The sequence below is a fragment of the Nocardioides sp. NPDC058538 genome (assembly GCF_042719275.1).
In the GTDB taxonomy this organism is placed as follows: Bacteria; Actinomycetota; Actinomycetes; order Propionibacteriales; family Nocardioidaceae; genus Nocardioides.
Genome location: NZ_JBHXNY010000001.1, coordinates 220889 through 233730, shown reverse-complemented (window position 1 = coordinate 233730; position 12842 = coordinate 220889). Strand labels below are relative to the sequence as shown.

At 68.7% G+C, this 12842-nt stretch carries 11 protein-coding genes; 3 read left to right on the top strand and 8 right to left on the bottom strand.

The genetic code is table 11. The features are described from left to right. Positions 1-109: 109 nt before the first annotated feature. The 7 genes from ACFWQC_RS01150 to ACFWQC_RS01120 form a co-directional block, all read right to left on the bottom strand. Entirely contained in the window at positions 110-433 is a 324-nt protein-coding gene (locus tag ACFWQC_RS01150) for an Lsr2 family protein (protein WP_141801691.1), read from the bottom strand. 123 nt (positions 434-556) lie between these two features. Next, positions 557-1339 carry a type III pantothenate kinase gene (locus ACFWQC_RS01145; protein WP_378671873.1) on the bottom strand — a complete coding sequence of 261 codons (783 nt, stop codon included), beginning with the start codon at positions 1337-1339 and terminating at the stop codon, positions 557-559. A gap of 11 nt (positions 1340-1350) precedes the next feature. After that, positions 1351-2280, bottom strand: coding sequence for a carboxylating nicotinate-nucleotide diphosphorylase (gene nadC, locus ACFWQC_RS01140; RefSeq protein ID WP_378671872.1), 930 nt, complete (start codon positions 2278-2280; stop codon positions 1351-1353). Continuing rightward, the gene (locus tag ACFWQC_RS01135) at positions 2280-3935 is read right to left on the bottom strand and encodes an L-aspartate oxidase (RefSeq protein WP_378671871.1); all 1656 of its coding nucleotides are present in this window, start codon (positions 3933-3935) and stop codon (positions 2280-2282) included. The genes nadC and ACFWQC_RS01135 overlap by 1 nt, the downstream gene beginning before the upstream one ends. Before the next feature lie 92 nt (positions 3936-4027). Next, complete coding sequence (gene panD, locus ACFWQC_RS01130; protein WP_378671870.1) at positions 4028-4453, bottom strand: aspartate 1-decarboxylase; 426 nt, start codon at positions 4451-4453, stop codon at positions 4028-4030. Next, positions 4450-5346, bottom strand: coding sequence for a pantoate--beta-alanine ligase (gene panC, locus ACFWQC_RS01125; RefSeq protein ID WP_378671868.1), 897 nt, complete (start codon positions 5344-5346; stop codon positions 4450-4452). Before panC ends, panD begins: the two co-directional genes overlap by 4 nt. Further along, positions 5346-6266, bottom strand: coding sequence for a Rossmann-like and DUF2520 domain-containing protein (locus ACFWQC_RS01120; RefSeq protein ID WP_378671866.1), 921 nt, complete (start codon positions 6264-6266; stop codon positions 5346-5348). Before ACFWQC_RS01120 ends, panC begins: the two co-directional genes overlap by 1 nt. Before the next feature lie 329 nt (positions 6267-6595). Here ACFWQC_RS01120 and ACFWQC_RS01115 point away from each other — a divergent pair, with 329 nt between their 5' ends. The 3 genes from ACFWQC_RS01115 to ACFWQC_RS01105 are packed head-to-tail and all read left to right on the top strand — an operon-like array spanning position 6596 to position 10769. Further along, complete coding sequence (locus ACFWQC_RS01115) at positions 6596-8011, top strand: SDR family NAD(P)-dependent oxidoreductase (protein WP_378671864.1); 1416 nt, start codon at positions 6596-6598, stop codon at positions 8009-8011. 4 nt (positions 8012-8015) lie between these two features. Continuing rightward, positions 8016-9146 (top strand): acyltransferase family protein, encoded by a 1131-nt coding sequence (locus ACFWQC_RS01110; protein ID WP_378671862.1) that lies wholly within the window; start codon positions 8016-8018, stop codon positions 9144-9146. Between the two features lie 9 nt (positions 9147-9155). Beyond that, on the top strand, positions 9156-10769 hold the full coding sequence (locus tag ACFWQC_RS01105) for a class I SAM-dependent methyltransferase (protein WP_378671860.1): 1614 nt from the start codon (positions 9156-9158) through the stop codon (positions 10767-10769). Positions 10770-10785: 16 nt separating this feature from the next. Here the strand turns inward: ACFWQC_RS01105 and ACFWQC_RS01100 are convergent, their stop codons facing one another. Beyond that, positions 10786-12723: a glycosyltransferase gene (locus ACFWQC_RS01100; protein WP_378671858.1), complete on the bottom strand. Its 1938-nt coding sequence runs from the start codon at positions 12721-12723 to the stop codon at positions 10786-10788. Positions 12724-12842: the final 119 nt, after the last annotated feature.

The window sequence follows — 12842 nt, the reverse complement described above, 5'->3', positions numbered from 1 at the left end:
GCGTTCCGTAGGCCGGACAGACGCCGGGTCACGGCCGACCTCACACAAAGTCGGCTGCCGCGCCCCGGAGGGCGCGACAGCCGGACGTTCGGTGCGCTGAGACCAGTTGTCAGTGAGCCGCTTCGAAAGCCGCTCGGACGTCGGCCGGAATGCGACCACGGTCGGGAACGGTGTAACCGTTGGCCTTCCCCCACTCGCGCATGACCTTCGGGGTCGAGCCACCAGCGGCGGGCGCCTTCTTGGCGCTGCCGCGACGGCCGCTCACCTTCTGGGCGTGGCCGACGAAGAGCGCGAGAGAATCACGAAGCTTTGCCGCATTGGCATCGCTGAGATCAATCTCGTAGGAGGTGCCGTCCAGGGCAAAAGACACCGTCTCAGCAGCTTCCGAGCCATCGATGTCATCCTCGAGGATGATCTGAACCTTCTTAGCCATGTTCCTACCTTCACTGCTCTTCTTCACCCGGAAACGGGCCGAATATAGCCATCGCCGTTAAGCGAGATGCCCATAGCATTACATATGATCCGGATGAATCAACAGGTCGGCATACTGAAAAGACTAACGAACGGCATTTCGCTGGAATATGAGTTCCAGTCCTTGCATCGTCAGCCACGGAGAATGCGCCGAGAAGCATTTACTCTCGTCGAGAACGAACTCAGCCAGATAGCCGGTCGCGATCACGGTCACTTCCTCGGCGGAGTCACCCAGCTCGGCGATGATCCGAGCGACCAGACCCTCGACCTGCGCGGCGACCCCGAAGACCATTCCGGACTGCAGCGCCTCGACCGTGTTCTTGGCGATCACCGATCGCGGGCGGGCGAGCTCGACCTTGCGCAGCTGGGCGCCGCGCCGCCCCAGCGCCTCCAGCGACAGCTCGATCCCGGGCAGGATCGCGCCACCGACATACTGTCCCGCGGCGTTGACCACGTCGAAGGTCGTCGCCGTGCCACCGAAGTCGACCACGATCGCGGGGCCGCCGTGGAGAGCGACCGCCGCGACCGCGTTGGCGATCCGGTCGGTGCCGACCTCGCGCGGGTTGTCCATCAGGATCGGGATGCCGGAGCGTACGCCGGGCTCGACCACCACGCTCTCGACCGAGCCGAGATGGCGGGCGATCATCTCGCGCCATTCGTGCAGCACCGAGGGCACGGTCGCGCAGACCACGACTCCGGAGATTCCCGCCACCAGCGGGTCGCCCATGGTTCCCCGCAGCAGCGCCCACCATTCGTCGGCGGTGCGGTGCTCGAGCGTGGAGACCCGCCAGTCCGCAGACACGACACCGTCGGCGATCAGCCCGAGAACCGTGTGGCTGTTGCCGATGTTGACGGCGAGCAAAGACATGGCGGGACGCCTCAGCCCGCGGACAGGTCGAAGCCGATGTCGAAGACCTTCACCGAGTGGGTCAGCGCACCGACGGAGAGATAGTCGACACCGGTCTCGGCGACCTCGCGGGCCCGGTCGAGGGTCAGCCCGCCGGAGGCCTCGAGCACCGCACGCCCGGCGGTGATCTCGACGGCCTCCTTCATCGTCGCGGTCGACATGTTGTCGAGCATGATCCGGCCGCAACCGGCATCGAGGAGCGCCGTGAGCTCCTCGAGCGTGGTCACCTCGACCTCGATCGGCACGTCCGGGTAGGCGAACTTCACGGCCTCATAGGCCTGCACCGCGCCACCCGCGGCGACGATGTGATTGTCCTTGACCAGCGCCATGTCGGAGAGCGACATCCGGTGGTTGGCGCCGCCGCCACAACGGACGGCGTATTTCTCCAGCGCCCGGAAGCCGGGCAGCGTCTTGCGGGTGTCGAGGACCTGCGCGCCGGTCCCTTCCAGCGCCTCGGTCCACGCCGCGACGCCGGTGGCGACACCGGAGAGGTGGGAGGCGTAGTTGAGCGCCGTACGCTCCGCGGTCAGCAGCCCGCGGGTCGGCCCCGCGATCCGCATGATGACGTCCCCGGCCTTCACCTTCGAGCCGTCCTTGACGCGGTCGGTGACCGTGACCGAGTCACCCATGACGTACGCGAAGACGAGCTCGGCCACACCCAGGCCGGCCACGACGCCATCCTCACGAGCGGCGAAGACACCGATCCCGCTCGAGTCGGGGGCGATGGTGGCCACGGAGGTGACGTCCTCGCTGGGCATCTCACCGGGAGCAGACGTGGGCAGGTCCTCGTCGAGAGCGAGCTCGACGGCGTCGTAGACCTCGCCGGCGTCCAGGCCGGCCTTGGTCAGCTCGTCGCGCAGCGGCTGCGGGATCTCGTCGAAGGGCACGCGTCGGATGGTCATCAGGCTCCTGCCATGGTTGAGGGGTCGGTCGCCGGCGTCGGGGCGAACGTGACGACAGTCTCGCCGTCCCGGAGCCGTACGTCGAAGTGGCCGGCGAACCCGGCGTCGTCGCGCTCGGCGAAGTCCTCGCGCCAGTGGGACCCGCGGGTCTCCTCGCGCAGCAGCGCGGACGTCGCCAGCGCGAGCGAGACGGTCAGCAGGTTGGTCGCCTCCCAGGCGGCCGGGTCGATCTCGGTCGCCGGGGTGCCCGCGAGCTGCTCGAGCTCGTCGATCGCCTCGGCGAGACCGGTCGCGTTGCGGAGAACTCCGACCTTGGTCGTCATGGTCTCCTGCAGCTGCTTGAGCGCGGTGCCGGGGACGAGCGCGCGCCCGGTGCCTGGGCCCGGAGCCGGGTCCTCCAGCTGCCGCAGCTCGCCGGGCAGGACCTCGGCGATCCGGCGCGAGAAGACCAACCCCTCGAGCAGCGAGTTGGAGGCGAGCCGGTTGGCGCCGTGGACGCCGCTGCAGGCGACCTCACCGGTGGCGTAGAGCCCGGGCACGTCCGAGCGGCCCCACAGGTCGGTGCGTACTCCGCCGGAGGCGTAGTGGCACGCCGGGGCGACCGGGATCAGATCGACGGACGGGTCGACGCCGTGCTGCTCGCACGAGGCAAGGATGTTGGGGAACCGCTTCTCCCAGAACCCACGGCCGAGGTGACGGGCGTCGAGCCACATGTTGGGGTGACCGCTCTCGAGCATCCGCTTCATGATCGCCTTGGAGACGATGTCGCGCGGAGCCAGGTCGCCGAGCTCGTGCACGCCCTCCATCAGCCGGTTGCCGTCCCAGTCGACCAGGAAGGCGCCCTCGCCGCGTACGGCCTCGGAGATCAGCGGCTGCTGCCCGCGGGAGTCCTCACCCAGGTACATCACCGTGGGGTGGAACTGGACGAACTCGAGGTCGCGCAGGGTCGCACCGGCCCGCAGCGCGATCGCCATCCCGTCGGCGGTGGCGACGGCGGGGTTGGTGGTCTGGGAGAAGACCTGGCCGAGGCCGCCGGAGGCGAGCACGACTGCCCGGGTACGCACGATGCCGACGCCGTCGGCATCGCCCTCGCCCATCACGTGGATGGTCAGGCCGGCGACGCCGCCGTCGGCGGCCGTCAGCAGGTCGACGACCATCGCGTGCTCGAAGACCAGGATCTCGGGAGCGCGGCGTACGGCCTCCATCAGCGCGCGCTGGATCTCGGCGCCGGTCGCGTCGCCGTCGGCGTGCGCGATCCGATCGCGGAGATGGCCGCCCTCACGGGTGAGCGAGAGGTTGCCGGAGGGGTCCTTGTCGAACTCGGCACCCCACTCGATCAGCTCGCGGACCGCCTCGGCGCCCTCACCGACCAGGACGCGTACGGCCTCCAGGTCGCACGCCCCGGCGCCTGCCACGAGCGTGTCGACCTCGTGCTGAGCAGGGGTGTCACCCTCGCCGAGAGCCGCCGCGATGCCGCCCTGGGCCCACTGCGTCGAGCCCGCCTTGAGCTCGTCCTTGGTGACGACGGCGACCCGCTCGACCTGGTCCTTGAGCCGCAGCGCCGCGGTCAGCCCGGCGATCCCCGAGCCCACCACGATCACGTCTGCCCACTCGGTCCAGCCCGGGTCGCGGGCGGAGAGCAGCTCGATGTTCATGCTGCCCCCTCCGTCGAGGAGAGGAAAGCATACGGAGGCGACACCATGATGATCTCATCTGTCGCTCGCTGGCGCTCGCTCATAGCCGCACGCTACTGCGTGAGAACGAGCGGTCCACGCATCTGGTCGGTCCCTGGAACCGGCTCGCCCCTGTCGGACCCGAGCGCGACGATGTGGTTGGCCTCGTCGACGTGCACGACGTGCGGCTCGAAGGCGCGGGCCTCCTCGGTGCTCATCTGTGCGTACACGATGAGGATGACCAGGTCGCCGGGGTGGACCAGGTGGGCGGCGGCGCCGTTGATGCCGAGTACGCCGCTGCCGCGCTCGCCCGCGATCGTGTAGGTCTCCAGGCGGGCACCGTTGGTGATGTCGACGATGGAGACCAGCTCGCCGGGGAGGATGTCCGCGGCGTCGAGGAGGTCGGCGTCGACGGTGACCGAGCCGACGTAGTGGAGGTCTGCCTGGGTGACCGTGGCACGGTGGATCTTGCCGGTCATCATGGTGCGCAGACGGGTCATCGGGATGCTCCGATCGTGAGGCTCATGTTGTCGATGAGTCGAGTGGTGCCGACGCGGGCGGCGACGAGGATCCGGGCTTCGGTGGCCGGCTCCGGGTTGGCGGGCAGCTCTCCGAGCGCGGGGTCGGTGACCACGAGGTAGTCCACGTCGACCCCCTTCGCCCGGCGGAGCTCGGCGCGCGCCGCGTTCAGCGCGGCCTCGACGCCGTGGCCGGCCCCGCGCTGCGCGGCGTGGAGCGCCCGCGACAGCGTCGTCGCCTCCTCCCGCTGCTCGGGCGAGAGGTAGCGGTTGCGCGAGGAGAGCGCCAGCCCGTCGGGCTCGCGCTGGGTCGGCGCACCGACGACGTCGACACCGAGGCACAGGTCGGCCGACATCCGGCGGATCAGCGCGAGCTGCTGGTAGTCCTTCTGACCGAAGACGGCGACGTCCGGCTCGACCAGCCCGAACAGCTTCGCGACCACGGTGAGTACGCCGCCGAAGTGGCCTGGCCGGGTCTTGCCCTCGAGCACGTCCCCGAGCTCGCCGGGGGCCACGGTCACCTGCGGCAGCCCACCGGGATAGACCTCGTCCACCGACGGCGCGAAGACGACGTCGACGCCTTCGCGCTCGCAGACCTCGAGGTCGGCCTCGAGCGTGCGCGGGTAGCGGTCGAGGTCCTCCCCGGCGCCGAACTGCAGCGGGTTGACGAAGATCGACACGACGACGGGGCCGCCGCCGACCCGCTCACGGGCGACGCGCATCAGCGACGCGTGACCCTCGTGGAGGGCGCCCATCGTCGGCACGAAGCCGACGCTCGCGCCTTCGCGGCGGGCGGAGTCGAGGAGCTTCGCGAGCTCCTCGCGGGTGGATGCGATCTGGGTCGAAGCGGAGCCCGAGACGATAGGCACAGTCATCACTGGTTCCAGGTGTGGATCGGACGCGGGAGGGGCTGCACGGCGGCACGATCCGCCTCGTCGAGCAGGTTCTTGATCTTGAGTGCCCGGATGGGCAGCAGCCGCCCGTCGGAGACGGCCCGGTCGAGCGTGGCCCGTGCCATGGAGACGTACGACGCCAGGGTCTGCGGAGCGTTCGTGCGGATGTCGTCGAGGTGGGCTGCCACCGTGCCGGCGTCGCCGCGGACGATCGGGCCGGTCAGCGCGGCGTCGCCGTGGTCCAGGGCGTTGTCGAGGGCCGCCGTCAGCAGCGGCCGCAGCGTGCCCGCGGGGTCGGTGGCGCCGGCGGCGGCGAGGATCTCCATCGCCTCGGTGACCAGCGTGACCAGGTGGTTCGCGCCATGGGCGAGGCCGGCGTGGTAGAGCGTCCGCATCTCCTCGGGCACCCACATCGGGTTGCCACCGAGGTCCTGGACCAGTGCCTCGGCGAAGGCCCGGTCGGCGGGAGTCGCGGCGGTCAGGCCGAAGACGCAGCCGGTGAGCCGGGCGAGGTCGACCGAGGTGCCGGAGAAGGTCATCGCCGGGTGGACGGCCATCACGTGGGCGCCGATCGCGGCGGCCGGCTCGAGGATCGCCAGGCCGTGGCGGCCGGAGGTGTGCGCGACGTACATCCCGGGGCGGATCGCGCCGGCGTCCGTCATCGTCTTGACGACGTTGCCGAGCATGTCGTCGGGGACGGTGAGAAGAAGGAGGTCGCACGCGCGGGCGACAGCGGTCGGCTTCTCTACCGGGACACCCGGGAGGAGCGAGGCGATGCGTGCTCGCGAGGCGTCGGATTCTCCGGCGACCGCGACGATCTCATGACCGGCGGACCTAAGCGCTGCAGCAAGGACGGCCCCGACGCGACCCGCGCCGACTACGCCCACCCTGAGTGGGTTCATGGTTAGACCTTTCGTTCCAGTCCCTCCGACCACTCCCCTTGTGAGCGGAGCCGGGATGGGTACCAGACGTTGTGCCTGCCTGCTCGGCCACGGTGACCGAGCTGTATTGCTTCGGGCTCCGCTTCAGCAGAGACGAAACAAAGGTACGCCGCCGTTCACTCTTCCGAAACACCACGATGCCGTGACTGCCATCACATAGAGCGCCGCCGCCGCGGATCACCCGTTGAAACCAACGGCTCGGCATCACCTCACCCTCAGCATTGGAGTCAACCGCGCGCACCATGGAACAATCCACCCCTCCTCGTCATCTACCAAAGGGTCAGAGTTCAGTGCTTCGTAACGTTGCCGTGCTGCTTGCCGGCGGTGTGGGCTCCCGTGTGGGTCTCGACATCCCGAAGCAGCTCATCAAGATCGCAGGGATGCCGATCATGGAGCACACCCTCGGCGTGCTCGACCGCCACCCGCAGATCGACGAGATCATCATCCTGATGGCCCCGGGCCACCTCGACGCCGTGCACGCGATGACCCGCGACGGCCGCTACCCGAAGGTCTCCAAGATCCTCGAGGGCGCCGAGACCCGCAACGAGACGACCAAGCTCGCCCTGGCCGCCCTCCCCGAGGGCGAGGACTGCAACGTACTCCTCCACGACGCCGTGCGTCCGCTGCTCAGCGAGGACGTGATCACCGACTGCTTCAAGGCGCTGGTGACCTACCAGGCCGTCGACGTGGCCATCCCGTCCGCGGACACGATCATCGAGCTCAACGACGACAACACGATCTCGCAGATCCCGGACCGATCCCGGCTGCGCCGCGGCCAGACGCCGCAGGCCTTCCTCGCCTCGACCCTGAAGCGGGCCTACGAGATCGCCGACCAGGACCCCGAGTTCCGGGCGACCGACGACTGCAGCGTGGTGCTGAAGTACCTGCCCGACACCAAGATCTGGGTGGTCGATGGTCACGAGCAGAACATGAAGGTCACCGAGCCGATCGACGTCTACATCGCCGACAAGCTCTTCCAGCTCACCGCTCACCAGCAGTTCCCGCAGAAGGACGAGACCGACTACCGGGCCGCCCTCGAGGGCAAGAACATGGTCGTCTTCGGCGGCAGCTACGGAATCGGCGCCGACATCGCGGAGCTGGCCGAGTCCTACGGCGCCAACGTCGCCTCCTACAGCCGCTCGGCCACCAGCACCGACGTCGCCAAGCGGGCCGACATCGTCGCCGCGGCGGCCGACGCCGGCAAGCGCTTCGGCTCGATCGACTTCGTGGTCAACACCGCCGGCGTGCTCCCGCGCGGCGACCTCGCCACCGTCTCGGAGGAGACGATCTACAACGCGACCGAGATCAACTACATCGCGCCGGTCCTGATCGCCCAGGAGTTCTTCCCCTACCTCGCCCGGGCGAAGGGCTCGCTCCTCTTCTTCACCTCGAGCTCCTACACCCGCGGTCGCCGCGGCTACGCGCTCTACTCCTCCGCGAAGGCGGCCACCGTCAACCTGACCCAGGCCCTCGCCGACGAGTGGGCCGACCAGGGCGTACGCGTCAACGCGATCAACCCCGAGCGCACCGGCACCCCGATGCGTACCAAGGCGTTCGGCCAGGAGCCGTCCCACACGCTGCTGGAGTCGAAGGCGGTCGCCCGGGCGTCGCTGGACACCCTGATCGCGTCGAGCACCGGCCACGTCATCGACCTGCGCCGCATCGACCCGATCCAGGAGGCCCTGGACGCTGCGGCCGGGAACTGACCCGATGACCAGCGCCCCGACCGTCTCCGCGGACACGGCCCCCGCCTCGACACCCACGCCCGAGCCGAAGAAGGCCGTACGCCGATCCCGCCTCGGCGCGCTCGACGCGCTCCGCTTCATCGCGGCAGCCGTCGTCGTCGGCTACCACCTCACCGGCATCGCGACCCCTTACTGGGGTCTCGATCCGCGGCAGGTCTTCCCGACCCTCAACCACGTCACCCGCTACGGCTACCTCGGCGTGGAGCTCTTCTTCATCATCAGCGGCTTCGTGATCCTGATGACCGCGTGGGGTCGCGACCTGCCCCGTTTCGTCTCGTCCCGCGTCGCCCGGCTGTTCCCGGCCTACTGGGTCGCCGTCATCATCACGCTGGTCCTCCAGGCCTACTGGAAGGGCGGCCGTGACCAGGGGTTCGTCGGCGGCCTGATCAACATGACGATGACGCAGGACGGCTGGAACGTACTCAGTGCCCAAGGTGCCTTCTGGACGCTCTGGATCGAGCTCAAGTTCTACCTGCTGATCGGCGTCTTCCTGCTCGTCGGGATCACCAAGCAGCGCGTGATCGCGGTCGTGTTCCTGTGGCCGCTGCTGGCCCAGATCGCCCGCGCGACCGACTCCGGCATGCTCAACTCGCTCCTGTTCGCCGAGTACGCCCCGTTCTTCGCGATGGGCATGGCGCTGTTCCTCATCTACCGGTTCGGCAACTCGTTCATCGCCTGGCTCGCGGTGGCCTACAACGTGATCCTGGGCATCCGCCAGGCGACGGAGTACGCCGACCGGGCCACGGAGCTCGTCGGTGCCACCGTCTCGCCAGCGATCACCGGCTGGGCGATCGTAGGGTTCGCGGCGCTCGTCTGGCTGGTCTCGGCCGGTCCGCTGGGCCGGGTGGAGGCGCGCTTCCTGACGACTCTGGGAGCGCTGACCTATCCGCTCTACCTGATCCACGCGCAGTTCGCGTTCTGGATCATCGACATGTTCCACGGCCGCTACGACGAGTACGTCGTCCTGGCCGCTGCCGTATCGACCGCCCTCGTGCTGGCCGTCGCGCTCCACTACCTCATCGAGCGCCGCCTCCACGACCCGGTGCGCGACGCCGTTCTGCGTGGTTTACGGGAGACTCCGCTTCAGGGGCGCTAATGTCGCTCCATGTGGCCCAGAGCCCGGCAGGATCGCGGCACAACGGTTCAGCCCCGGCACATCAATCCATCCCGTGTGCGTCTCCGCCAGGAGATGGCACGCTTCGCCAAAGGCACCAAGCGTGGCATGCGTGTCCTCGACGCCGGTGCGGGCCGCTCGCCCTACCGGAAGCTGTTCAAGCACGCCCACTACGAGGCTGCTGACTTCGCCCAGCTGAGCTCGGCGTACGCACCGCTGGACTACGTCTGCGACATCACCGACATCCCGGTCGATGACGGGCACTTCGACCGGGTGATCTGCAACCAGGTCCTCGAGCACGTGCCCGAGCCGGAGAAGGCCATCGCGGAGCTCTACCGCGTGCTCAAGCCGGGCGGGCGGATCTTCCTCTCCGCGCCCCTCTTCTTCGCCGAGCACCAGAAGCCCTACGACTTCTTCCGCTACACCCAGTTCTCGCTGCGGAAGATGTTCGAGGAGGCGGGCTTCGAGATCGCCAGGATGAACTGGCTCGAGGGCTACTTCGGGACGGTCGCCTACAGCTACCAGATGATGGCGAAGAACCTTCCCACGAACGTCAGTGAGCTCCGCGGGCGCGGCCTGCGCTGGAAGCTCGCCTACGTCGCCCCGATCGTGCTCCTCAACCGGAAGCTCGCAATCCGGCTCAGCCGCCTCTACGCGCGCCTGGAGGTCTCCGGCCGCCGCCTCGAGCGCGGGATGCCGAAGAACTACGTCGTGGTCGCGCGCAAGCCCGCCGACGGGACGCCACCCGCATCGAAGCAGCCCGAGGCCGAGACGAAGACGGGGACGAAGACGGGGACGAAGACGGGGACGAAGACGGGGACGAAGACGGGGACGAAGACCGCCCCGACCATGGCCGAGCTCCGGGCCGAGGTCGAGAGGCTGAGGATGGAGACCGTACGCACCCGGGAGTCCCTGCGCGACCCGCTGGTCGATCTCCCGCTCCCTGCCGAGGTCCGCACCGTCCTCGACGGCGTCCGCACCGAGCACCTCACCTACCTCAAGCCCGAGAACCTGCAGGTGCTCGCCCGTCAGGTGCTGGATGCTGACCTGCAGGACCGGCCCGGCCTGATCATCGAGACCGGAGCGGCGCTCGGCGGCTCCTCGATCGTGATGGCCGCGGCGAAGGACCCGAAGCGGCCGATGAGGGTCTACGACGTCTTCGGGATGATCCCGGAGCCGTCCGGGCGCGACGGCGACGACGTGCACAAGCGCTACCAGAAGATCGTCAGCGGCACGTCGAAGGGCATCGGCGGAGAGACCTACTACGGCTATCGCGACAACCTCTACGACGAGGTGAGCGACTCATTCACCAGGCACGGGATCGATCCGGCGCAGCACAATGTCGAGCTGGTGCAGGGCCTGTTCCAGGACACGCTGAAGATCGACGAGCCGGTCGCCTTCGCGCACCTCGACGGCGACTGGTACGAGTCGACGATGACGTGCTTGGAGCGGATCGCCCCCCACCTGGTCGTGGGCGGACGGATCGTGCTCGACGACTACTTCCACTACAGCGGGTGCCGCGACGCGGTCGACGGGTACTTCAAGGACCGTCCCGGCTTCCGGCTGGAGCGGCGTACGAAGCTGCACGTCGTCCGCACCGCCTGAGCCTGACGCCCACCGGTCAGCGCCGCTGCAGGTGAAGGACGTCGTTCGGACCGAACGACACCTCAAAGTTCGGGCGCACCTCGCGTGGCCGGCCGAGCTTGGTCTCCCAGTTCCAGTTGTGGACCGTGAACCGGAGCCGTAGGTCGAGGTTGCGCGCCCTCTCCGAGAACTCCTCGAAGACCTCCGCGAGGTCGAACCTGGAGGCGAGCCGGAACTCGCCGCGGCCCTCGGGTGAGACCTCCAGCGGCAGCGCGGCCACCTCGCCGGTCTCGTTGCAGACGGCGTCGAGGGTGACGATGCGGTCCGCCATCACGCCCTTCGGCCACTCGCCCATCACGGTGAGCATGGCGTCGAAGCGAAGGGTACGAGAGTCACGGAAGGCTGCCGAGCTGGCCTGGGTGCGACCCAGCCGGCTGGCCGGACCCGGGAGCCGGGTCGCGACGCCCTCAGGCATCGGGCGCGCCCAGCCGAGGGCGTGGACGTCGAGCCGGGCGCGTGCCTTCTCGATCCGGCCCGGTCGCTGCGCGACGGCGCCCTCGAACGCGACCCGCCAGTCATCGAGGAAGGCGCGCCAGTCGTGCTTGCTCGCCTTCTCCAGGGCCTTGCGGGACATCTCGGCCACCTTCTCGGGGGCGTCGATCATCTGGATGCAGCGCTCGGCGACCGCGTCCGTGTCCTCGGCCTCGACGATGAAGCCGTCGACCCCGTCGCTGATCTGCTCGCGCGGACCGTAGTTGATGTCGTAGCTGATCACCGGGCAGCCGAAGGAGAGCGACTCGAGGGTCGCCAGCGGGTAGCCCTCGTTGACGCTGGTCATGATGAACCCGGTGGCGTGCAGCAGCGCTTCCTTGGCTCGCGGGTCGTGACCCATGAGCTGGACGTTCTTGCCGACGTCGAGGGTCTCGATCAGGTCGGCGAGCGGCTTGTAGAGCTTGCCGTCACCGTAGATCTGGAACTTGGCCTCCGGCCGCTTCTCGATCACCTTCGCGAACGCCTTGATGGCGTGCTCGAGGCGCTTCTGCGGCTCGAGCCGGGCGACGGTGACGAACGTCGCCGGCTCCCGCTGGGGCATCGTCTCGGGCAGCACCGGCAGCTCGACCGGGTTGGGCACCACGAACCGGTGCGAGGTCGAGCCGTAGCGCATCGCGATGTGCTCCGACTGACGATGGGTCAGGTTCACCAGCGCGTCGTACTCGTGGATGTTGTCGAGCAGCGGGGCGTACTTGCCCGAGAGCTGGGAGTTCCAGCGGCGCTCCTTCACGACATGGTTGTTGTGCATGAGGTGGAGGAAGTAGAAGCGGTCGTCCTGGCGGGGCATGACGTCCCGCAGCGCGAACCGGGAGTCGGTCACGAAGAAGACCCGCTCGGCGTCGCCGGCGAGCAGCTCGAGCCAGTGCCACAGCCAGCCGCCGATGGTCTCCCACGACCGGATCGGACACCCCTCGGCGTCGGTGAGGATGTAGGGCACCCGGGACGCGGCCGGGGCACCCGGACCCGGCGCCCGCAGGTAGATCGACCCGTCGGCGCGACGGTAGTCGCGCGCCAGGTCCTTACCCGACTGCGAGTGGGCGGTGTAGTAGACGGTGCCGTCGGGGTGGAGTACGTCCGAGATGGTCGTGCCGGCCACCTCGCCCAGCTGGCCCCCGAGCGCGGCCACGGACTCGTCCGGCGCGTCGGTCGGGGTGTTCAGCCGGTACCACTCGTAGAGGTTGAGGAGGTCCATGCCCTCGACCAGCTGGCCGGAGTCGCGCAGCACCTCGCGCACCTCGTCGTAGACGGGCTTCGACTCGGTGGTCAGCAGCGTGGTCGGAATCCCGGTGTGCTGCGTGATCAGGCGGTTGCGCATGATCATCGCCCGCGTCTGCCCGCCGAACTTGGTCGCGATCTCGTTGCACATCGTGAGGTAGCGGCCCTCGGGGAACGCGACCTGCTCGTGGGGGTTGGGGATCGGCATGCGCAGAGATTAGTCGGCGTCTTTGGGGATTGCCGATTCTTCGGGCAGGATATCCGGCCTGGATCATAGGGGGAAACGTGTGAACGGACCGCGAACATCGCGGCTCCGCCCGACGACAC